Source organism: Natrinema gelatinilyticum (assembly GCF_024266705.1).
Taxonomy (GTDB): Archaea; Halobacteriota; Halobacteria; order Halobacteriales; family Natrialbaceae; genus Natrinema; species Natrinema gelatinilyticum.
In genome coordinates, this window is sequence record NZ_CP100756.1 from 2,113,798 (window position 1) to 2,135,803 (window position 22,006).

The window sequence follows — 22,006 nt, forward strand, 5'->3', positions numbered from 1 at the left end:
GACACGAGTATCAGACGGCCCGCGACACCGAATTCGTCACCGTCGTTCGACTAGCGATTCGGGGTTGTGATTCACGTCGACGGGGGTCCGTCGTGTGGATCGCTCACAGCCGACGATGTCTCTGAAGGAGTCGTAATTTCTCGTGACGATCGCCCGCCGGTACTCGAGCGTTCCGCGGGCGGCTGTGCCAGTGTCCACAACATCTTGTCGCGATCAGCGGCTGTCGCCGCCTCGTCCGCTGCCGGAACGTCGGTCGCCGCTGCCCCGTCGTCCGTCGGTGCGTCAGTCGTCGGTTCGTCCGCAATCGGCCGTCTCTGGGTCGTACCGTCTGTCTGTTCAGCGTGTCGAACGTCGACAGCGTCGGAAAGTAGCCCTTTGAGCAACCAATTCGTCTCCTGTTGGGGGGAGTCGGTGGCGAGCGAAACGCGCTTCGCCGCCGCGTCGTACGACACGAGGCCGACATCCGACAGTGCGGGAAGATGCGAGTGGACGAGCGAACTGGTGACGGGTGCGGTTTCCGCGTCGGTCACCTCGGCGAGGTCCATTTCGCCGTCGTCTTCCAGCGTGACGATTACCGCGGCGAGATCCGAGATAGAAACGCGTTCACGCCGCGTTGCGAGAACGGCATAGACCGTCCGTCTCCGTGGCGCACGAAGTGCTTTGAGCGTTCGGTTCAGTACCTCCTCATCCATGTCCAACGTTTCGCCGGTCGGATCAGCGAGGAGCGCCTGGACCCATTCGATCTCGAGCATCGGGTGGTCGAGAAGCGCAACCGTCGTCGCGTCTCCGCGCGTCCGTCTGGACAGGACTCCGATATCGACCAACCGCGGGACGTGAGCGTGTCTCAGATCGATATCGATTTGCGTGCACTGATCGTCGGGCACGATCTGACGACCGTATTCCATGGTCGCGACCTCGGTCGCCAGCGCGTCGACCGACAGTCGCGGCGAGGCCGTGGATCGGTCCGTCGGCACCGCGTCCGATCGCTCGAGGAACGCCGCGAGCACGTATCGCCGCCGCGGTTCCGCGAGGACGTCGACCGCAGTCGTCGCCTCGGAAGACGGGGGTAAACTCATTACACGATAGTGACAACGAACGGGGGAAAGCTGTGTACCAGCATGCTCTGGTATCGCCGAGTGGTACTCAGTCGCCCGTCCCGAAGTACGCCGAAAGCAGTTTCTCGAGTGCGACCCGGAGATGCTGGTGGAAGGTCTGACGGGCGATTCCGAGTCGATCCGCGACTTCTGTTGCGTCACTGTTTCGCGTCGGCCACTCGAAGTACCCGCCGTGGTAGGCCGCCTCGAGGGCGAAGCGCTGTTTCTCCGTGAGCAGCGATTCGACGGTGTGCCGGAAGTCGCCTCGCGTTTCGATGGGTCGGTCGACGGTTCGTTTCGAAACGAGTTCCGTGTCGGGGTACGCCGACGTAATTCCGTCGACGAGTTCCCGCAAGTTGGCATCGCGACTCGCCTGGACCGTCAGTTTCCCGATGCCGTCGCGAACCACTTTCGATTGCAGCCGCGCTCCGTACTCCGTGAGTAGTTCGGCGATCGCGGAGCCACGGACGACGATTTCCCAGTAGCTTTCGTCGTCGGTCGCGTCGACGAGTCGGTGTTCAGATATCGCGTCGTCGTCCCGGACGCCCTCGCGAATTCGCTCGGGATCGGCCCCGGTGATGGTGAGGTAATAGACGAACACCCCGTCCGTGAGCGGTAAGATGTGGTCGAGCGACAGTTCGCAGCCGAGGTCCTCGGAGAGCCTGATACAGGTATCACCACGGTCGGTCGACTCAAACACGAGTTCGTCGATAGTGTCCATATAGAGGAGTTGCCGAACGACCATCGCGTTGATAGCGTGGCCGATCGTTCCGCCGAACTCCTGTAGCACCTCTCGCTCCCGATCGGCGACGGCGTCGGCTTCGTCGGCACCGACGACGAGCGCACCGAACGCTCGATCGGTTGCGACGATCGGCACGACTGCGATCGAGTCGCACCCGCATTCGCGGGCGGTTTCTCGCCACTCGTTGACCGGACTCTCGCTTACGTTCCGATACCGCTGGACAGTCCGCGTTTCGACCGGCGACGTCGCGTGTGCTTCGGCGGGCGGGTCGACGAACGTCGTGAAGAGGCCCTCGACCGTCGATTCGTCGACCCCGGCCCAGGCCGCTGGATCCACCGACTGTCGGTCGCTCGGCGAGGCGGGATCGGTTCGCCCGATGACGGCAAACCGGTACGGATCGGCGGCTGCGAACTCCTCGACGATCGCCGACTCGATTTCGTCGCGGGTATCTGCCGTGACCATCGTCTCGTCGATCGTTCGAATGGTCGCGTTCAGTCGCTCGAGGCGCTCGAGTTCTCGCTCGCGGGCTTTCCGGTCGCTGATATCGCGGGCGACGCCGGTAAATCCGAGGACGGTGCCATCGTCGTCGGTAATCCTGGCGCTGTTGAACTCGTAGTGGATGCGATCCTCGTCGCTGGTGAGAACCCGTCCCTCGGCGGTTACCCGTTCGCCCTCCTCGAGGATGCGATCGATCGCGTCCCCGATTTGCTCTCGATCCTCCGGTGCGATGAACGTGAGCGGATTCACGTCGGCGAGTTCCGACGGTGTGTAGCCGGTCTCACGTTCGAACTGGTCGTTCCACTGAATGAGGTTCCCCTCGGTGTCGTAGGCGTAGAGAATGTCGGGCTGTGCCTCGAGGATGCTTTCCGTGAAGGCCTTCTCCTCGCGAAGCGCCTGCTCACGAGCCTTTCGCTCGCGCACGTTTCGACCGACGCCGGTAAACCCGAGGACGGTGCCGTCGTCGCTGGTGATGCGGGCGCTGTTGAACTCGTACGGGATTCGACGCCCGTCTTTCGTGAGTAGGTTCGCTTCAGCGGTAACGTACTCGTCTTCTTCGAGAACCCGCTGGATCACGTTCCGGATCCGCTCTCGGTCCTCCGGTGCGATGAACTCGATCGGATTCATCTCGGCCAGTTCCGTTTCGGTGTAGCCCGTCACCACCGGCACCCGATCGTTCCACTCGAGATAGTTTTCGTCAGCGTCGAACGCGTAGACGACGTCCGGCTGCGCCTCGAAGACGCTCTCGACGAAGGCCTTCTCTTCGCTCAGTTTCTGTTCGCGCTCGTGTCTCTCGGTATGGTCCTGAACGAACCACACGTACCCGCCCATATCGTCGGTTTCGAGACCGCCTTCGTCGCCGATCGTGCCGTCCTCGCGGACCGGCACGATCACTTCTCGGACGAAGAACCGGCGTCCGTCGGCACGGACTCGCCAGGCGTTGTTCTCGATGCTTCCGGTCGTTCGCGCCCGCTCGAGCACCCGCTCGGGCCGGCCGGATTCGCGCGCGTCTGGTGGAAAGAAGCGTCGGTAGTGCGAGTCGCCGACCGCCTCGTCGTCGTATCCAGTGAGCCGTCGTGCCCCGTCGTTCCACGCAGAAACGGTCCCGTCGGTGTCGAACGTTGCAACGGCGCAGTCGCCGACGAGCATGCTGAAATCGTGGATGTCGAATTGACAGTCGACCACCTCGTCGGTGCACGTTTCGTGACGATCGGGCTCGTTCGACGACCCCGTTCTCTTTGACGGATTCTCGCTCATGGCAGCCACCAAACTACGGTGGTCTTTTTTCCATTTCCACATCCGAATAACTAACGGGCTGCGCTTGCCACGGGACTATCCTCCTCGACGAAAGCGCAGACTATTCCTCTCCCCGGTACCGACGCCATCTCGTGATCGCGATCGTCGAAAGCCGCGCCGACCGCGCCTCGGAACACATCTGCGAGAGACTCCGTGAACGCGCCGACTGGGACCGCACTGAGGACGAGACTCGAGCGGACGCCGAAGGCGGTGGGACATACTACCGGACCGACGGGGCCGAACTCCGCGCGTTCGACGGATTGCACATCGAACTCGAGCGCCCGGCGTCGGCCTTCGACTGCGACCCGGATCTGCTCGTCTTCGCGTCGCGCCACTCCGGCGACACCGGGCCGTTGCTGACGGGACACTTCACCGGCAATTTCGGCCCGGCCGAGTTCGGCGGCGAACCGGACGCGCTGGCCGACGCCGCGCCGAACGCCCTGGCCCATCTCCTCGAGGCCTTCGACGAGTACGCACCCGAATCGTACGACGTCGGTATGGAGTGTACCCACCACGGTCCGACTGACGTGGGCTGTCCGTCGCTGTTCGCGGAACTCGGGAGCGGCGACGAACAGTGGGACGACCCGGCCGGTGCCGATGCAGTCGCCCGCGCCATTCTCGAGCTTCGAAGCGTCGCCCCCCATCGCGACCGTCAGATCGTCGGCTTCGGCGGTAACCACTACGCACCGCGGTTCGAACGGATCGTCCGCGAGACGCCGTGGGCCGTGGGCCACGTCGCGGCCGATTGGGCGCTCGAGGCGATGGGCCACCCGACGACCCACCGCGACGTCATCCGACGGGCCTTCGAGGCCAGCGACGCCGAAACTGCCCTCATCGACGGCGAGTGGCGGGTTCTCGAGGAAACCCTGGACGGTATGGACTGCCGCGTCGTCAGCGAGACCTGGCTGCGCGAGGTCGGCGACCGGCCGCTCGACCACGTCGACGCGATCGAGTCCAATCTGGGTCCGATCGACGACGGGATCCGCTTCGGCGATCGGCTCTCAGAGACGGTTTCGGTCGTCGACCTGCCGCCGGACCTCGTCACGACGGCGGAGGGGATCGACCACGACCGCGTCCGAACGATCGTCGAGGAAAACACAGTCGCGTTCGCGACGGACAATGGCGGTAGCCGCGTCGGCTCGCGTGCGGCGGTCCCCAGGGCCGAGAACCGGGACGAAACACGCGGCGATACCGAAACTCGGATCGACTCGAGCGATCCACGTGCGTCGATTATCACAGCCCTGGCTGACGTCCTCGAGGTGAAATACGACTCGGTCCGACTCGAGGACGACGCGGTCGTCGCCGAAGAGACGGCGTTCGATCCCGAACTGGCTCTCGAAGCCGGCGTTCCGGAGGGACCGAAGTTCGGCGAGCTCGCCGAGGGGACCCCGGTCACGGTCGACGGGGAAACAGTCAGTCCCGAGAGCGTTCGAACGGAACGAACGCACAGATTCCCGATATGATCGGACTGGCCGTCGATAGTAATACTGGTATACTCCCCGGCGTCTCGCGAACTCGCCTCAACGGCGAGTGTGTTCGTAACATCTTATTAACGTGTCAGACGTCCGTCTGACATCTAGGGGGAAAGGTAATTACGCTTCATCTTTTAGTCAGGGCCAAGAATGGACTCCATCATCGACGACGCAATCGACAAGGCTGAGGACGGAGACCCCGCCGGGGCTCCCCACGGCGCTCCTGGTGAGGGACAATCATCTGATAGTGACACATCAGATAGCCGACAAACGGGGACGATGACCGACGACCAACTGGAGGACGTCCTGCAGGACCTCCAGACAGACATCACGGTCGTCGGCTGCGGCGGTGCCGGCGGCAACACAATCAATCGGATGCACGAGGAGGGAATCCACGGCGCAAAACTCGTCGCCGCCAACACAGACGTCCAACACCTCGTCGAGATCGACGCCGACACCAAGATTCTCATGGGCGAGGAAAAGACCGGCGGCCGCGGAGCTGGCTCGCTTCCCCAGGTCGGGGAGGAAGCCGCCCTCGAGAGCCAGCAGGACATCTACGATGCCATCGACGGCTCGGACATGGTCTTCGTCACAGCCGGACTCGGCGGCGGTACCGGAACTGGTTCTGCGCCGGTCGTCGCGAAAGCCGCCCGAGAAGCCGGCGCATTGACGATTTCGATCGTCACCACGCCCTTTACCGCCGAAGGCGAAGTTCGACGGACCAACGCCGAGGCAGGTCTCGAGCGCCTCCGCGACGTTTCGGACACCGTTATCGTCGTCCCCAACGACAGGCTGCTCGACTCCGTCGGCAAGCTTCCAGTCAGACAGGCGTTCAAGGTCTCCGACGAGGTCCTGATGCGCTCGGTCAAGGGGATCACGGAACTCATCACGAAACCAGGCCTCGTCAACCTGGACTTCGCCGACGTCCGTACCGTCATGGAACGGGGCGGCGTGGCCATGATCGGACTCGGCGAAGCCGATTCCGAAGCCAAAGCGAAGGACTCCGTCAAGACCGCGCTGCGGTCACCGTTGCTCGACGTCGATATCTCGGGGGCGAGTTCCGCGCTCGTCAACGTGACCGGTGGGAACGACATGGCGATCGAAGAAGCTGAAGGCGTCGTCGAGGAGATTTACGATCGGATCGACCCCGACGCTCGCATCATCTGGGGGACGTCGATCGACGAGAGTCTCGAGGGCAGCATGCGGACGATGATAGTCGTTACTGGCGTTCAGTCGCCCCAGATTTACGGGCGCCCCAACGGCGAGGCCGCCGTTCAGCCTGAGGCGCCCGCGCAGGGCGACGACATCGACTTCGTCGATTGACTCACCGCGCCAACTGCCCGGTCGCACCACCGCGTTTCAGCCCTCCCGACCGACCTCGACACCGTTTCGGATCGAAAATCACGTGACCCGATGGGTCGGTCGTCGTATCCGATGCCAACTGTTCATTCGCTATTCGTTTACGAGCCACACGAGACCAGTCCGTTCGTTCGGTCACATCTACTGTTCAGCCGGTGAATTTTTGTCACGGAGTGAGTACAAGATATCCCCGAACCCACTACCAGTAATGGATTCACGTTCGAACCCTCGGTCCTCGAGACGAGGATTGCTCTCCACGCTCGGTGCCGTGTCGGCGGGATTGCTGGCCGGCTGTTCGAGTGACAGCGACGCGCCCTCCGACTCGTCGGGGACAGATGGCGGAGACGGTGGGACGGATGGCGGAGACGGTGGGACGGATGGCGGAACCGGTGGCGCCGATGCGACTTGGAAACCGTTCGAATTCGCCCGACCGGTCACGTACACATACGAGGTGTACTCGCCCGACGATGGAGAGGGGACGCTGGTGTGGGACGTCACGGATGTGACAGACGCCGGCGCGACGGTCTCCGTACGCTATGACACCACGGAGACGCAATTCGAAACGACCGTCACCGGAACAAAAGAGGATCTCCAGAGTCAGTTGATTATGACACCGGCCGGTCCGTTCGTCATCGCGACGGTCTTTTCACCGACGATGGCTCAGTACGAGGGGCGTACCCTCAGGGTCGGCAACGAGTGGTCGTACTCCTCGTCGGACGGATCGATGCGGTTCGAAGTCACGGAACAGCGATCCTACGCGGGTGTCGACTGTTACGTGTCCGTGACCGAAATAGACGGGAATACGGTCCACGAGGGGTGTTTCTCTCCGGAACTCGAGATGGCCCCGTATACCGCGTACTACGACGAAAACGGACGACGAACATACGAGATGTCGTTAGTCTCTGTCGAGGAGTGACTCATCACCGATACGGGTCGGCTCGCGACTGACCCCGGTGAACTACCCCACCCTACTCGCCGCCTTCGGCGGCTCCTTGAGGGAGGGGCTTCCCGTTTCAACGACACGACTTGCAGACACGGAAGCCGAGTCCACAGCGGTCGCAGTCTCCACGGGCGTAGATTCGGAGTGAACCACTCCTAGTGTGTTGAGACCACGCGACAGCACGTTCAACGACGCGTTCCAATCCCTGTCCAGTTCGAACCCGCACGCCGGACACGAATGCTCGCGTCTCCAGATGGGCTTCCACGTCGAAACGCCGCACGAGGCGCACTCCTTTGTCGTCCCGCGCGGCTCGACTTCTTTGACGTGACAGCCGTTCTTCTCGCCGTGGTGTTCGAGGATGGTAATGAACTCGCGCCACCCGACCTCGGCCTTGTTCCGTGCATTCTCCGGTGATTCGAGCATCTCCTTTACGGTGAGGTCTTCGACGAAGACGGCGTCGTACTCGGTGGTGTAGAAATGCGCGAGCTTGTGCTTGAAGTCCTGCTTCTTGTTCGACATCCGAGCGTGGACTTCTGCGACACGGCGGCGTTGCTTCTCCCAGTTGTTTGATTCGTACTCTTTCCGAGAGAGCGAGCGTTGCTCGCGTTCGAGCCGCTCGCGGTCAGCGGACAGGTCGAGCCGCCCGATCGAGCGCCCATCCGAATCGTGAATGAAGTGTAGCACACCAAGGTCAAGACCCACGGTGTCATCGGGATGGATGTCTTCGACGGCGGGCGTCTCGGGTTCATCTGTCTTAATGCAGAACGAGACGTACCACGCGCCGGTCGGCTCTTTCTTGAGAGTCACCTCTTTGATCTGCTCGTGGTCTGGGAGGTCTCGATGGAGGCGAATCGGAATTTCGCGGGTTTTGCTCTTGAGTTTCGTGAGGATGAGGAGTCCGCGTCCGTTCGGGCCACTCTTCGTGTCGAGTTCGAAGCCTGATTGGCGGTACGTGAAACTCCTGTACTCTCGGGGCTTTTTCCAGTTCAACGATCCTACGTTGTAGCCCTTGGCTTTGAGCTTCCCGAGGTTCTCGATATTGTCTCGGATGCGCTCGACGGCCTTCTGCAGGACGGTGGAGTAGACCTGTTTCAGGTCGGGCCACCAGTCTTTCATCGTGGGGAGCCTGTCGCGGATGCTCCAGACGCGCTGGCGGAGCGTGCCCGCATCGTTGGGAATTTTGTTGAACTCGCAGATTGCGTGGTTGTAGGTTTGTCGCACGATGTTCCGGGTCCAGTCCATCGCTTCGCGTTGCTCCGTGGTTGGGAGCAATCGAAAACGAGGGCTGTATATCATCCGATGTGTCTTTATGTACGACAGCTTCTACGGTAAAGATTCTGGTTGTCTCGTGTTTGAGACTCGTGGGGGTGCCGTATCCCCGGCCTACTTGCTCCCTCCGGTCGCTCATTGAAGGTGGGGGCTTGGCACCCTCACCGCCACCGCTAAACGATCCGATCCGCTGCTGCCCGATACTCTTCGAAGAGCTGTTCTCCCCACGCGTACGCCTCGGGATCGTCCGTGTCGGCGAAAACAGAGAGAATTCCGGACTCTGCGTCGTAGCCACCGATTCCGACCCGGTCGTCGAATAACGCCAGCCCGAACGGGAGTTCGTCGCGAGCCCACAGCCTGAGGTTCTCCCGTTCGAAAGCGTCGTCCGTGAGGTCGGTGTACTCCGATGCGAGTCGGTCGATCACCGGCGTCTCGAAAACGATATCGACCGGCATCCCGTCGAGAATGCGCTCGTGGATATCGTCGACGTACGTCGGCGCGACCGACGTGGTATCGCAGCCGCGGAGCGAGGAGGTTTCCTCGAGCAGGTCGATGAACCGGTTCAACGGTCGATACGGATCGCGCTGTTCGACGACCGTGACGGTGGCGTCGGCGAACCAGTCGATATCGACGGCGACGGGGAGCGTCGTAGCCGTAAGAGTCTCGTACAGCGGTGCCAGCCGATGCGTCTCCACGACGGCAGACCGGTAGGTTTCGACCGTTCGCCCCATCTGCGCGCCGAGTGGCGTCAACGCGTACCCGCTGTCCGTCCGTGTGATCCACTCCTTGTCGCGAAACGAGGCGAGGATCCGGTGTGTCGTCGCCGGTGATACCTCGAGGGTCGCGGCGAGCTCGGGTTTCTCGAGCGTCTCCTGGGTCAGAATTTCGAAGACCTCGTGCCGGCGGACCAGTTCCAGCATGTCGTCCTGGAGGTCGTCCCCGGACGGCTCCCCCTTCATTGATCCTCCATGGAAAGTGCTAGTCAAAAACCTTTTCATACGGTGAACTGTGGTCGACGGGTGAATATAGATACGTCCGAACCGCCGACTGACGTAATCTCGAGGCGAACCCGCGCCGACATCCGATTCCGATTCCGATTCTGAGTTTCGATTTCGAACGGGCGGCTGCGACGACGTCCGTCGGTTCACAGTCACATCGTCGAGTCGGCGCGAGGAACCGATTCAACAGATCGGCTTTGGATCGAGGCCCAGTTCGCCGAGCGAGTCAGCGTAGGATTCGTACGCGACGTCGATCACGTCCTCGGCGGCCGCTCGCGCACGGTCCCAGTCCTCGGAACCGTCGCACACGTCCTCGAGCACCGCACGCGCTCGGTCACCCTGTGCCGCCGTCTCGACTCGCAACTCCCGAAACGAGTCGGCCCGTCGCTCGTTTCCTTCGTTGACGAAGAAGTTCACGACCTGCAGGTGAGCCCGATTTCCGACCAGTGTTCGGCCGACCACGCCGCCCAGGCGGTCGACAGTCGTCTCGAGGGATCGGAGACGGTCGTGCATCGGTCCGCCCTCGACGTCGGTGACCTCGTCCTCGCTGTCGAGCATGGCCACCACCCGATCGCAGTGATCTCGTTCCTGATCTCGAAACTCGGCGAACGCTTCTCGTGCGCCCTCGTCTTCCTCGTCGTCGGCCCACGTCTCGAAGGTATCCGCGGCGGCGCACTCGCTGTCCGCTGCGGTCCTGAGAACTTGCTCTTCCGTCAGGTCCGCGTCCGTGAGTGCGATCAGCAGTTTGGACGATCCGAGTCGCTCGAGTTCGACGGACATCGATTCTTCGAGTGTAGACCGAAATTCGTCGGCGGTCATACGGAACCGACACCACCGATCGTGTTGAAGCTTGGTGGCGATCCAGTGAGCCCTGCCGGCGGTTCGGAGCGCGACTTTACCTGCCTCGATCGCGTACGTTCGGATATGACAGACAGGATCGACCACGCCGACCGACCGGATGACGAGCAGCCCTCGATCGCTCCCGACGCGCTCGCCGACCGACTGCAATCCGGCGACGAGACGACGGTCCTCGACGTCCGCGACCGCGACGAGTTCGAGCGCTGGCACCTCGAGGGCGACGCCATCGAGGCCGTCCAGATACCCCACGTTCGCTTCATCCAGGCCCAGGCGACGGGCGACGTCGACGACCTCGTGGCCGACTTGTCGGAGCCGATCGTCGCCGTCTGCGGTCGCGGGGAAGCGAGCGCCCACGCCGTCGGGCTCCTGCGGGAGGCGGGCATCGAAGCACAGAACCTCGCCGGCGGGATGGACGCCTGGGCCGACCTGTACGTGGCTCGCGAACTCGAGGTCGACGCGCCCGCGAGAGTCTTCCAATACGACCGGCCCTCGAGCGGTTGTCTGTCGTATTCGATCGTCAGCGGCGACGAAGTGGCGGTGATCGACCCGCTGCGGGCGTTTTCGGACCGATACGTGGAGGACGCCGCCGGCTTCGGTGCCGAACTCGCGTATGCGATCGATACGCACGTCCACGCAGATCACGTCAGCGGCGTCCGCGACCTCGCATCGCGGACTGAAGCTGAATCCGTCCTTCCGGGCGGCGCTCGCGCTCGCGGTCTCGTGTTCGACGCCGTGACACTCGAGGACGGCGACGAACTCGATATCGGTGAGTCGGCGCTGACGGCGATGGCGACCCCCGGCCACACGACCGAATCGCTCTCTTTCCGGCTGGGGTCCGTCCTGTTCACCGGTGATACGCTGTTCCTCGAGGGCGTCGGCCGACCAGACCTCGAAGGTGGCAGCGAGGAGGCACCGGCCGCCGCCCGGCGGCTGTTCGAGAGCCTGCGGGATCGAGTCCTCGAACAACCGTCCGAGACGGTGATCGCGCCGGGTCACTACAGTACGGCCGCCGATCCTCGAGCCGACGGGACGTACGCTGACCGACTCGAGGCACTGCGTGATCGACTCGCGGCGCTCTCGATGACCGAAGACGAGTTCGTCACCCACGCGACGAGCGACCTTCCGCCGCGGCCGGCAAACCACGGGCGGATCGTCGCAACGAATCTCGGTCTCGAGGACGTCGACCCCGAAACGGCGTTCGAACTCGAGCTGGGGCCGAACAACTGCGCGGTCGCCGACTGACGGTCGAGTCGACGGACGAAGAATGGAGTCACGAGACGGGACCGACACCGCCTGCCGCCGACGGGTGGCAACGAACGATCGGAACCGCGGCGCTCATACGGACTACTGTACGTCATTACCGGTGCAACCGCGACCGTCCTGTGGGTGCGCCGGTACACCGTTACAGCAGACCGTATCAGTCGTCGGCGACAGCGCCGTCGCGGGCGCTATCGCTCTCGAGGCCGGCCCCGGCTTCGATGCTTGGGGGATACTTGCCGCGGTCGAGTTTCAGGTCCGACTGCGGCCGGGCCATGCAAGTCAGCGCGTAGTTTTCGGCTTCCGTCTCGGTCAGTCCGCGGGCGGCCGGTTGGGTCACCTCGCCTTCGAGAATTTCGGCGGAACAGGCCAGACACATTCCGACTCGGCAGGAGTATTCTTGGGCGATGCCTTCCTCGAGACACCGGCTGAGGATCGTCTCCTTGTCGGTGCAGGTGATCGTCTCACCCGTTCCGACGAACTCGATGGTGTACGCTGTCATACGGGTGGATACGGACGACCTCACTAAAACTCTTTATTCCCATTTATCAGGACTGTCTCGACGGTGATTAGACGTGCTAAGCCGCAACAGCGGCGTGGTCACTACAGCCGAAGACCCTTCTCGCACCAGTTTACCGATGCCGGTATCTCTGATGAATGGTATTACTACCAATGTTCGTTTTCAATCGAGATCAGATGGTACTCACATCGGTGCTGTCGACACGAAAACAAGTGAGGCTTCTCGGGGCCTCACGGCTGCAGACGATCGTCGCCTTGCAGTTCCTCGCCGTGCTGCTGGTCATCGCGGCGGTATCGACGTACTTCTTCCACGGTGCCAGCCGGATCTGAACCGGTGCGTTCGTCAACGCACTCCTGATCACGTGGTTGATCGTCGCCTCGCAGGCGGTCCCTCTCGGTTCTAGTCGATCTCGATCTCCCGATTTCCGGTGTGTGGACGACCGTCAGTACAAGCGAGGGATTCACACCCGTAGTCTGTACGGAGAATCGCCTCACTTGATAAAACGTTTTCTTACCGCGGCGTCCACAGTGTGAGTATGAGTATGCAGGAGCAGTCGGCCGCCGCCGCGACGACCCGGACACAGTCGCCGGACGTCGTCGTCGTCGGGGCCGGAACTGCAGGGTGCTACGCCGCCGCGACCGTCGCGCGCGAGGGGTACGACGTCGTCGTCCTCGATCGAAAATCCGAAACCGAGGCGGGCCACATCGCCTGCGGGGACGCGTTGAAGGGCGCCGACGCCTTCCCCGAGGCGATCCCGAAGTCGAAACTTGAGCCGGCCTTTACGAATACGGGCGTTGACCACGGCCGCTTCGAGATTCCCCAGGAGGACACCGTCCTCGAGATACCGGTTCCGGGTGAACTCGCCGTCATCGACCGGTGGGAGTACGGTCGACGGATCATCGAAGGCGCGGGAGATGTCGGCGTCGACTTCCACTACGACACCGTCGTCACGAACGTCGTCCAGGCCGACGACGGTCGCGTCACGGGTGTCGAGGCGATCCGCGCGGGTGATCCAATCACCTACGAGGCGGACATCGTCATCGACGCCGCGGGTTCGCTCTCCGTCCTGCAGGATAACGTCGACTTCTCGGGGTCGACGTTCGATACCAACGTCAACTACACGCACTTCTGTTCGGCATACCGGGAAATCGTTCACGTGGAGGAACCCGTCGAGTGGGACGACGCGCTCGTCTTCAAGCCGACCGAGCGGGCTGCGGGCTACCTCTGGTACTTCCCGCGCACCGAGACGGAGATCAACGCCGGACTCGGCTTCCAGATGACCGAGGAGCCCATGGAACTGGTCGACGACCTCAAACGCGACCTCGAGAACCGCCCCGAGTTCGCCGGTGCGACGGTCGAGGACAAACTCGGCGCTGCCTTGCCCACTCGCCGGCCGTACGACTCGGCGGTCCACCCGGGGTACATGGCCGTCGGTGACGCCGCGGGACACGTCAACCCCACGACCGGCGGTGGCATCGCCGGCGCCGCGTACGCCGGCAAGTACGCCGCCGAACAGGCCGTCGAGGCCCTCGAGACGAACGACTACGGCGAAGACACCTTCTGGCGGTACAACGAGCGCGTGATGGACCACTACGGCGCCCGCTACGCTGCACTCGACGTCTACAACATTCTCTCGACCGCCGTCGACGTAGACGACCTCATGGGGCTGCTCGCCGCGATGCCGGGCGACAAACTCGCCGAGGCCCTCTACTCCGGGAGCACGAATATCGGCCTCAAACTCAAACTCGAGGCGTTGCTCAAGAGCCGCGGTCACTGGGGCACGATCTGGAACCTCTATCAGACGAAGCGCCGCGCCGACGAACTGCTCTCTCACTACGAGGACTACCCCTCGAGCCCGGCGGGGCTCGCGGACTGGCAGGGCCGACGCGACGAACTGATGGGGAAGGTGTACGAGACGACTGGCGCGGATCCGAAGTACTGAGCGGCCAGTCGCGCCGCGGACGCGACAGCGCCCTCGACGCCCCCTCGAGAGACCGCCGCGCGTTCTTTTCGCGCTCGCGGCGGGTAGCGGTGCGCACCGCGTCTCCCCCCGCCGAACCGGGAGTCGACGCTCCCGGTACTCGGAGAATACGTGTCGAGCGTTACGCCGCGCGGCCGGGAACCCTCTTCTCCGTCGAAGCGCGCACCCGACAGTCTCTGTCGTCGACAGTGATTTTGCGTTGTTAGGGACAGTCCATAATCCCGATGGTACCCAACTCGTTTCCATGTCCCAAGGACATACCCGGCGACGCACGCTGACGCTGATCGGAACCGCAGGAGCCGGCCTGGTGGCCGGTAGTTTCGGCGCCGCGAGCGACGACCACGCAGGTGACAGCGGACAGGAATCGGACAGTAATCACGACGAGGAAGCCACGACGACTGCTCGCGTTCGCGCGGCCCACCTCTCGCCCGACGCGCCGAACGTCGACGTCGCAGTCGACGGCGAGACCGTCCTCTCGGACGTTCCGTTTCGCGCGGTGAGCGACTACCTCGAGCTCCCCGTCGGGACCGCGAACGTCGCCATCTCGGCGACCGACGACCCCGAGACCGTCGTGTTCGATCAGGAACTCGAAATCGCCGAAGGGGCGTTTACGATCGCCGCGCTCGGCGAACTCTCCGAGGAGAATCAGCCGTTCGCACCGACCGTGCTGGAGGACGACCTCAGCGACCCCGGCGAGAACGCCCGCGTGCGACTCGTCCACGCCTCGCCGGACGCTCCGGCGGTCGACGTCACCGTCGGTGGCGGCGAGACGGTCCTGTTCGAGAACGTCGCCTTCGGCGAGGCCGGCGCGCTCGAGGTGCCAGCCGGCGAGTACACCCTCGAGGTACGGCCCGCGACCAACTGTAACGATGGGGAGGTCGTCGCCGAGTTCGACGTCGCTCTGGCGGCCGGGAGCGTCTCCACGGCCTTCGCGGTCGGCTACCTCGAACCCGACGCTGCTCCCGCGGACGAGGCGTTCGACCTCGAGGTCGTCGCAGACGTTCCGGGGGAGGAGACCCACGACGAGGAGTCGATGGCCGAGTGCTGATCGTCTGATACGGACTACTGTACGTCATTTCCGGTGCACCCGCGACCGACCTGCGGTTGCACCAGTGCACCGGTACAGCAGACCGTCCGACGCGTCGATCGATTCTCGACCGCGAACTCGATCCGCCGCGGAGGTACTCGACTCGAATCGCTGAGCGATCGAGATCAGGGTCGCTCGAGCGTGACCCGCTCGACCGCTCCAGCCAGCACGTCGATCCCGTGCTGGATGCTCGCCTCGTCGACGTCGAACGTCGCGGTGTGGTGTCCGCCGGGGTGGTCGGTGCCCACGCCGACGTAGCAGGCGGTCCCGCCGTTTCGCTGGACCGCCTGCATGAGGAAGGTTGCGTCCTCGCTGCCCCCGAGTTCGTCGCGCTCGACGATCCGCTCGACGCCCGCTGTCTCCCTCGCGACATCCGCGACGACCGAGACGAGTTCTTGGTCGCTGGTCGCACTCGGGGCCTCCGCGCCAGTTTCGATATCGACCTCACAGTCGTGCATTTCGGCGGCGCTCCGGAGAACCCGCCCAGTCCGGTGTTTCATGTACTCCAGTAGCTCGGTCGTCTCGCCGCGGATCTCGGCGACGATACGGACCTCGTCGGGGATGACGTTGGCGGCGCTGCCGCCCTCGACGACGCCGGCGTTGACGCGCGTCTTCCCGTCGTTGTGCCGTGGAATCCCGTAGAGGTTCTGTACCGCCGTCGCCATCGCCTGGACGGCGTTGCGTCCCTGCTCCGGGTGGCCGCCGGCGTGGGCTGACTCGCCCGTAAACGTCGCCTCGAGGTGTGACACTGCGAGGAACCCGTCGATCCCCGCGACGATTTCGCCGGTCGGATGGTCCAGACCGATGTGGACGGCGAGCAACGCGTCGACGTCGCGGATGTGGTCGCTCTCGGCCATCGCCTTGCCGCCGCCGACGACCTCCTCCGCGGGCTGGAAGAATACCTTCAGGGTACCAGAGAAGTCACTGTCGGCGATTTGTTCGAGGACGCCGACCCCGATCGTCGCGTGGGCGTCGTGGCCGCAGGCGTGCATCGCGTCCTCGTGTTCGGAGCGAAAGCCCTCGGCCGCCGGCAGGTGTGCCGGATCGGTCGACTCCGCTTGCGGAAGCCCGTCAATGTCGACGCGAAGGCCGACGGTCGGCCCCTCGCCGCGCTCGAGGACGGCGACGACGCCGGTATATCCTCCCTCGAGTCGCTCGAGAACCGCTTCGTCGACGCCGTCGGTTCGAGCCTGGTCGTACCAGTGAGCGAGGTCCGTCTCCTCGGGAACGGCCATCCGCTGGCCGCCTGCGATAGCGTCCGGGCCGACGTGGAGTTCGTCGAGTTCGTCGCCGAGCCGTGATTCGAGTTCGTCGACGATTCGGGCAGTCGTGTAGAATTCGCGCCAGGCGGGTTCCGGTTTCCGGTGCAGGTCGCGTCGGAGTGAAACGAGATCGTCCGCGGTCATATCCCGATATCGAGGGGGGGCGACAAAAAGCCCTGTCATCGGTTGTTCCCCGAGACGACGTGTCGGCGGTCAGTTTCCGCGGCCTGCGCCATGTATCTGTTCGACTTCGGCTTCGATGTGGATCGAGTCGGGGAAGTTCTGCGCGGCGATATTGCGCGCGAGTTCGTCGTGGCCGTGTATCTCGAGTTCGCGGGTAAAGACGGTGTAGTCCCAGGAGGAAAATCGACGGTCGTCGTCGGCGTGGAGCCGACAGCACTGCGGAACTGAGAGCCTCTCCGGTGGATGGGTGTGTGGGCCTTTCAGTGCCGCCCCTTTTCGTTCGGCGGTCGATTTGATGTCTTCGACGATCCCGTCGAGCGCCGCTCGATCACCGCTTTGGAGGGTGAGACGCGTAACGAAGGTCATGGGTGTTGTGGAATTATCCACGGTCGGCGCGTAAAAACTTGCTGAGAGACGGTCGTGGGGATCCCCCACCGTGTACGACTGTGGTCGTCTCGCGTCCGACAGCGTGATACTCGATTTCGCAATCAGTGTTCGTTGGATCAACAGTTCGATATTCTCTTAACGTCGCACCTACTAGGCCACTTAATGGCAGTTGAAGCTACGAGCGCAGGCGCGATCCTCTTCCGCGATACGCGGGGCCGGCGCGAGTATCTTCTACTCAAGAGCCGCCCAGGCGACTGGGAGTTTCCCAAGGGCGGTGTCGAAGGAGATGAAGAACTACAGCAGACGGCGATCCGCGAAGTAACGGAAGAGGCAGGTATCGAAGAGTTCCGACTACTCGACGGCTTTCGCAGGGACTACGATTACGTCTTCGAGGCGAACGGCAAAACGATCCACAAGACCGTTCACCTCTTCATCGCGAAGTCGTTCGAGGCCAGTGCTGAACTCTCGAACGAACATCGCGACCTGCAGTGGCGCGATTACGAACAGGCGATAAACACCGTCACACAGGACGGTCCGCGGGAAATCCTGGAAGAAGCCCACAGTTTCCTGGACGAGACCGAGGACGAGGCGAACTGATACGGTCTGCTGTACCGATGTACCGGTGCACCGCAGGACGGTCGCGGTTGCACCGGCAATGACGTACAGTAGTCCGTATGAGGAGGCCCCGTCGTCGCGGGAAGGACGATCGGAAGAGGGAGACGACCAGCATCAGCACTCCTCCCAGCACCGAGGATCTGGTCCTCACCGATGATCCCGTCCCTCTCGAGTAGCTCCCGCTTTGCTGTCGGGTATCCCCCCGTCGTCGGTCACGTCGAACGGCCCTTCTTCGGGACCCTTCTGGGGGAGCATCGGGCCAGTCGATGCCGTTCGGCGCGTAACCGTCGTCGTTCGAAGGATGAACGATACGAGGAGTGCGAGCGGCGAGAGAACGATACTGATCAGCCCGATCGAGACGTACGGAAGGAGGGCGATGTTGATGCTCGGACCGGTGATATCGGCGTAGAGGAGACCGATGAGTATCGCCGACAGGATCGACGGGACACCACAGTAGACCGTCAGCTGCGAGAACCGGGTCAACTCCCGCTGCAGGTACGTCGTCTTGAATTGTTCGCCGGCCACGTGGAACAGTTTCAGCGATTCGAGCAGGTCCTCGAACCGTTCGATTGTGGCCGGCGAGAGCGAGTCGTCGTACGTGCGCCGGAGACGAGTGCCCACGTACAACTGCCAGTCTTCGTCGTAGTTGGTCGCCGCCAACACGGCCCTGAACGTGCCGAAAGACGTGTGTTCGAGCGTCTCGTCGATTCGTTCGGTTTCGGACAGAACGGTGCTCGTGTATCGAGTGACCGCACGTCGCACCTCCTCGTCGTGATCGGCGACTGCGTCGGTGACCGCAGCGGCGTCCCGTGAAATCGATTCGACGAGCAACTCGAGCAGCTTCGTCGGCGAAACTGGACTCGCGGCGACCGATGCTTCGTCCGCGACGTCCGCACGGAAGTCGATGACCGACTCGAGTCGTTCCTGGGCCGATCCAGCCGTCGCGAATTCCTGTGAGAGGATCAGCTGGTTGATCGAGACTACGAGCGTTACGAGGGAGAACGTCCCCGCGATCATGCCGCTCGCCACCCGCGTCACGGAGTTCGGGTTGACGAACGAAATGAAGCCGACTTCGTGAAGACCGAGCAAGACGACGAAGACGACGACTGAGAGGAGGCCTGTGAGGACCACCCGGTCGCCCTCGACTAACAGCCATTCCCGAGCCCGTGGGAACGGCCGGGATCGAGCGCCGATATCGGCCCCGTATGACTCGAGCCGCTCGTCGTTCTCGGATGACACCATAGCGAGATGTTCCACCGACCCAGCAATAAGAGGCTGCGTTGCACACATCGGCAGGGGAACGACTGCGTCGTGACTGTCGCTGAGATAACCGGTGCGTCGCGACCGTCACCGACGGTAGCTGGCGATTCAAGGCCTACACTGAAAGGCGCCCGTGACCTCCATGTGAGATATGCTCGAAGACGGAACCGTGCCTGATACCGACGACCGCTTGCGGACATCGAGCCGGCGATAATGTCCCGTTCGGACCCACCAAGCAGACGCGGACTGCTCGCGTCGATCGGTGCAGGTATTGCGACCGCAGTCGCCGGCTGTACAGGCAGCGACGCCATCGGCGGGAAGCCGGCCTACGAAGATGGCACCGTCGGCAATCTCAACACCAGCAATCGTTCCAATCGGACGGCGAGCCAGATGTCTACGGCGGCGGCGCTCGCGCAAGGAGAACCGAGTACGACGGCGACGCCCCTCGACTCCCTCTCGTTGACGTCCCATCAATTCGTCGTCGAGGACGGCTATCTCGGCTCGACCATTCAGGGGACCGTCGAGAACGGAGGATCGAATCGGGTTCAGATCGTCGAAGTGCGGACGCGGGTATACGACGACGCGGGCAACCAGCTCGGCAGATATTTCGCCAGTACCGGCGACTTAAACGCCGGCTCGACCTGGGAGTTTCAGGTCATCGTCCTCGAGTCACCCTCGGACGTCGCCGAGTACGATATCGCCGTGCTAGGAACTCCGTCCTGATCCACGCGACTCCCGACCACGCACTTGCTGCGTTTGCCTCCGTCTCGGTCACTCCGACGATCCGTCCACGAGGTCGTCGTCGACCTCCTCGTAAACCACGTCCGGACTGACGGTGAGCGTGTACGCCGGTCGCCCTTTCCCCGTCGGCGACGTCGCCGTCGGCTCGTTCTCGTCGACGAGGCCCACCTCCTCGAGTTGGTAGAGCGATCGAGTGACATCCGCTTCCGTAATCGTGCCGACGACTTCCGTTTCGACGGTCGAAAGGTGCTGCTGGCAGTGCTTTCGAAGGTCGTGCGTCTGGACCGGCGTCTCGTCCTCGCGAGCGAGCGCGGCTACTCCGAGCAGAACTACCGTGTCGGTTCGCGAGATTGAATCGAACGCAGATGTTTCACTCATGTGAGACCGTTGTCTACGAACGATGGTAACCGTTTCTCCTATTTACAGTCAGGTGAACCGATGATTTTGCTCGAACGGTACGGGAAACACGTCCGATTCCAGTGTGGGCAACGTCACTTGATTTGACATACGAAATGCCACGCGATACTCGCGCGATATCGGCCGTCCGCTCTCCGTTCGACCGGACTCGGCGTTACAGGTCGTTCAATCAGGCGTTTTCCTCGTCCTGAAGCTCCGCGAGTTCGGCCTCGACGTCTTCCTGATCGCCGGACTCGAGGTCAGTCAGGTCCTCCTCGTCGACGTCGGCCTCGGACTCGACGTCGGATTCGGGTTCCGGCTCGGGTTCACCCTCGCCCATTTCGGACTTGAGGGTCTCGAGTTCGGCTTCGACGCCGCTGTCGGTCGAGAGTTGCTCGAGTTCCCGGTCGATATTGTCCTTGTCGGACATCACGTCCTCGAACGCGCCCGTTTCGTGGAGTTCGTCGAGCGCGGCCGAGCGGGCTTCCATGTCCTCAGTCTGCTCTTCGGCGCGTTCGATGGCGCGGCCGACGTCCTCGAACTCTTCGCCCGTGGCCGTCATCGCTTCCGAAACCGTGGAACTCGCCTCGGCGGCCTCGTAGCGTGCCTTCATCGTCTCCTTCTTGGTCCGGAACTCTTCGATTCGGGTCTGGAGTTCGTTCTTCTGGTCGATCAGACTGTCCTGCTGGCTCTGCAGGTCCGAAATCTGGCGCTCCAGATCATCGATCTGGTTCATCTTCGTCTTCTTCTTTTCGAGAGCACGTCGCGCCAGATCTTCTCGGTCCTGTTGGACCGCCGTCCGCGCCTGATCGTTGTGTTTTTCGACGTTCTCCTCGAGGCGGCGTTTCTGCATCTCGAGGCGCTTTTTCTGCGTCGTCAGATCGGCGATGCCGCGTTTGACCTGCTGGAGCTGATCTCGCATCTGCTCGTAGGAATAGTCCAGCGTTTCGGTCGGATCCTCGGCCCGGTTGAGCACCGAGTTGATCTTCGACCGGATGACGTAGGAAGTGCGCGAGAGGATGCCCATACTCGCAACGTATGGTTCTCCGGCCTTAAAAACATCACTTCGGTAACAGTCGGTCTCCTGTGAGGTCGTCCGTAGCTCGTCGATTTGATTAGCCGGCAGTGTGTGAAGGTACCCATGACCGATGTTCTGCTCTCCGGCGCTCGCGACGTCCGGGGGACGCTCGACGAACCTGACGGCCGGACGACCGCAATCGTCGTCGCCTGTCCGCCGCATCCCAGACACGGCGGCTCGCGTAGCGACCAGCGACTCGTCGCCGTCAGTGATGTACTCTGTGGGATCGGTATCGCGTGTCTGCGCTTCGACTACGGCCCGTGGGACGACGGATACGGCGAACGGGAGGACGTTCGAAACGCCGTCCGATGGGCGAGCGACTGGAGCGACGGCGATCGCGAATCCGACAGCCGTCTCCCCGTCGGCGTCTTTGGCTACAGTTTCGGCGCGACGCAGGCGCTCCTCGCGTCCGCCGACGTCGATCCCGACCCCGACGCCGTCGCCGCCCTCGCTCCGACGGCCCGGCTCGGCAACGATCTCGACGCGATCGAAGCGCTGTCGTCGATCGAAGTCCCCGTTCACGTCCTGTACGGCGAGCGCGATACGACCGTCGACTGGGAACCAATCGTCGAGCGCGCCCGGGACCGTGGTGACGAGGTCACGGCGCACTCGGGCGACCACTTCTTCTTCGGGGACCGCGACGAAATCGCGAGCACGGTGGGGGCGTTTTTCGAGCGGACGTTACTCGCGTCGGCGTAGTCACGGTGGGGACT

General features: G+C 63.1%; 21 protein-coding genes. 10 read left to right on the forward strand and 11 right to left on the reverse strand.

Going from position 1 to position 22,006, the window contains the following annotated elements; genetic code table 11:
* Nucleotides 1-71: 71 nt before the first annotated feature.
* On the reverse strand, nucleotides 72-1,076 hold the full coding sequence (locus NJU76_RS10315) for a DUF7344 domain-containing protein (protein WP_254528176.1): 1,005 nt from the start codon (nucleotides 1,074-1,076) through the stop codon (nucleotides 72-74).
* A gap of 67 nt (nucleotides 1,077-1,143) precedes the next feature.
* Nucleotides 1,144-3,591 (reverse strand): PAS domain S-box protein, encoded by a 2,448-nt coding sequence (locus NJU76_RS10320; RefSeq protein ID WP_254528178.1) that lies wholly within the window; start codon nucleotides 3,589-3,591, stop codon nucleotides 1,144-1,146.
* A gap of 131 nt (nucleotides 3,592-3,722) precedes the next feature.
* Between NJU76_RS10320 and NJU76_RS10325 the strand changes: the two genes are divergently transcribed.
* The 3 genes from NJU76_RS10325 to NJU76_RS10335 all read left to right on the forward strand — a co-directional run bounded on the left by NJU76_RS10325 (nucleotide 3,723) and on the right by NJU76_RS10335 (nucleotide 7,377).
* Nucleotides 3,723-5,093 carry a D-aminoacyl-tRNA deacylase gene (locus NJU76_RS10325; protein WP_254528180.1) on the forward strand — a complete coding sequence of 457 codons (1,371 nt, stop codon included), beginning with the start codon at nucleotides 3,723-3,725 and terminating at the stop codon, nucleotides 5,091-5,093.
* 159 nt (nucleotides 5,094-5,252) lie between these two features.
* Nucleotides 5,253-6,425: a cell division protein FtsZ gene (ftsZ, locus tag NJU76_RS10330; protein WP_254528184.1), complete on the forward strand. Its 1,173-nt coding sequence runs from the start codon at nucleotides 5,253-5,255 to the stop codon at nucleotides 6,423-6,425.
* A gap of 244 nt (nucleotides 6,426-6,669) precedes the next feature.
* Nucleotides 6,670-7,377, forward strand: coding sequence for a hypothetical protein (locus NJU76_RS10335; RefSeq protein WP_254528185.1), 708 nt, complete (start codon nucleotides 6,670-6,672; stop codon nucleotides 7,375-7,377).
* A gap of 42 nt (nucleotides 7,378-7,419) precedes the next feature.
* Here the strand turns inward: NJU76_RS10335 and NJU76_RS10340 are convergent, their stop codons facing one another.
* From NJU76_RS10340 to NJU76_RS10350, 3 genes are all read right to left on the reverse strand, one after another.
* Nucleotides 7,420-8,697, reverse strand: coding sequence for an RNA-guided endonuclease InsQ/TnpB family protein (locus NJU76_RS10340; protein ID WP_254528186.1), 1,278 nt, complete (start codon nucleotides 8,695-8,697; stop codon nucleotides 7,420-7,422).
* 146 nt (nucleotides 8,698-8,843) lie between these two features.
* Nucleotides 8,844-9,629, reverse strand: coding sequence for a helix-turn-helix transcriptional regulator (locus NJU76_RS10345; RefSeq protein ID WP_254528188.1), 786 nt, complete (start codon nucleotides 9,627-9,629; stop codon nucleotides 8,844-8,846).
* A gap of 222 nt (nucleotides 9,630-9,851) precedes the next feature.
* A complete protein-coding gene (locus NJU76_RS10350) occupies nucleotides 9,852-10,487 on the reverse strand; it encodes a ferritin family protein (RefSeq protein ID WP_254528190.1) in 636 nt (211 codons plus the stop codon).
* A gap of 105 nt (nucleotides 10,488-10,592) precedes the next feature.
* Between NJU76_RS10350 and NJU76_RS10355 the strand changes: the two genes are divergently transcribed.
* Nucleotides 10,593-11,768, forward strand: a complete 1,176-nt coding sequence (locus NJU76_RS10355) for an MBL fold metallo-hydrolase (protein ID WP_254528200.1) — start codon at nucleotides 10,593-10,595, stop codon at nucleotides 11,766-11,768.
* 175 nt (nucleotides 11,769-11,943) lie between these two features.
* On the opposite strand, the gene NJU76_RS10360 is transcribed toward NJU76_RS10355, so the two are convergent.
* Entirely contained in the window at nucleotides 11,944-12,285 is a 342-nt protein-coding gene (locus NJU76_RS10360) for a 2Fe-2S iron-sulfur cluster-binding protein (protein ID WP_254528202.1), read from the reverse strand.
* 194 nt (nucleotides 12,286-12,479) lie between these two features.
* Here NJU76_RS10360 and NJU76_RS10365 point away from each other — a divergent pair, with 194 nt between their 5' ends.
* The 3 genes from NJU76_RS10365 to NJU76_RS10375 all read left to right on the forward strand — a co-directional run bounded on the left by NJU76_RS10365 (nucleotide 12,480) and on the right by NJU76_RS10375 (nucleotide 15,332).
* Nucleotides 12,480-12,632 (forward strand): hypothetical protein, encoded by a 153-nt coding sequence (locus NJU76_RS10365; RefSeq protein WP_254528203.1) that lies wholly within the window; start codon nucleotides 12,480-12,482, stop codon nucleotides 12,630-12,632.
* Between the two features lie 206 nt (nucleotides 12,633-12,838).
* Nucleotides 12,839-14,245, forward strand: coding sequence for a geranylgeranyl reductase family protein (locus NJU76_RS10370; protein WP_254528204.1), 1,407 nt, complete (start codon nucleotides 12,839-12,841; stop codon nucleotides 14,243-14,245).
* Between the two features lie 283 nt (nucleotides 14,246-14,528).
* Nucleotides 14,529-15,332, forward strand: a complete 804-nt coding sequence (locus tag NJU76_RS10375) for a DUF4397 domain-containing protein (RefSeq protein WP_254528206.1) — start codon at nucleotides 14,529-14,531, stop codon at nucleotides 15,330-15,332.
* A 164-nt stretch (nucleotides 15,333-15,496) separates the two neighbouring features.
* Here the strand turns inward: NJU76_RS10375 and NJU76_RS10380 are convergent, their stop codons facing one another.
* Both NJU76_RS10380 and NJU76_RS10385 read right to left on the reverse strand, forming a co-directional pair.
* Nucleotides 15,497-16,777 (reverse strand): amidohydrolase, encoded by a 1,281-nt coding sequence (locus tag NJU76_RS10380; protein ID WP_254528208.1) that lies wholly within the window; start codon nucleotides 16,775-16,777, stop codon nucleotides 15,497-15,499.
* Nucleotides 16,778-16,846: 69 nt separating this feature from the next.
* Nucleotides 16,847-17,182 carry an uS10/mL48 family ribosomal protein gene (locus NJU76_RS10385; protein ID WP_254528210.1) on the reverse strand — a complete coding sequence of 112 codons (336 nt, stop codon included), beginning with the start codon at nucleotides 17,180-17,182 and terminating at the stop codon, nucleotides 16,847-16,849.
* Nucleotides 17,183-17,365: 183 nt separating this feature from the next.
* Here NJU76_RS10385 and NJU76_RS10390 point away from each other — a divergent pair, with 183 nt between their 5' ends.
* A complete protein-coding gene (locus NJU76_RS10390) occupies nucleotides 17,366-17,800 on the forward strand; it encodes a bis(5'-nucleosyl)-tetraphosphatase (RefSeq protein WP_254528213.1) in 435 nt (144 codons plus the stop codon).
* Nucleotides 17,801-17,965: 165 nt separating this feature from the next.
* Here the strand turns inward: NJU76_RS10390 and NJU76_RS10395 are convergent, their stop codons facing one another.
* Complete coding sequence (locus tag NJU76_RS10395) at nucleotides 17,966-19,060, reverse strand: DUF7972 family membrane protein (RefSeq protein WP_254528216.1); 1,095 nt, start codon at nucleotides 19,058-19,060, stop codon at nucleotides 17,966-17,968.
* 231 nt (nucleotides 19,061-19,291) lie between these two features.
* Between NJU76_RS10395 and NJU76_RS10400 the strand changes: the two genes are divergently transcribed.
* Nucleotides 19,292-19,801 (forward strand): FxLYD domain-containing protein, encoded by a 510-nt coding sequence (locus NJU76_RS10400; RefSeq protein ID WP_254528218.1) that lies wholly within the window; start codon nucleotides 19,292-19,294, stop codon nucleotides 19,799-19,801.
* 48 nt (nucleotides 19,802-19,849) lie between these two features.
* Here NJU76_RS10400 and NJU76_RS10405 read toward each other — a convergent pair whose 3' ends face one another.
* Nucleotides 19,850-20,197 (reverse strand): hypothetical protein, encoded by a 348-nt coding sequence (locus tag NJU76_RS10405; RefSeq protein WP_254528220.1) that lies wholly within the window; start codon nucleotides 20,195-20,197, stop codon nucleotides 19,850-19,852.
* A 208-nt stretch (nucleotides 20,198-20,405) separates the two neighbouring features.
* Complete coding sequence (locus NJU76_RS10410) at nucleotides 20,406-21,242, reverse strand: PspA/IM30 family protein (protein WP_254528221.1); 837 nt, start codon at nucleotides 21,240-21,242, stop codon at nucleotides 20,406-20,408.
* A 114-nt stretch (nucleotides 21,243-21,356) separates the two neighbouring features.
* On the opposite strand from NJU76_RS10410, the gene NJU76_RS10415 reads away from it, so the two are divergent.
* Nucleotides 21,357-21,992 (forward strand): alpha/beta hydrolase, encoded by a 636-nt coding sequence (locus NJU76_RS10415; RefSeq protein ID WP_254528224.1) that lies wholly within the window; start codon nucleotides 21,357-21,359, stop codon nucleotides 21,990-21,992.
* Nucleotides 21,993-22,006 lie beyond the last annotated feature (14 nt).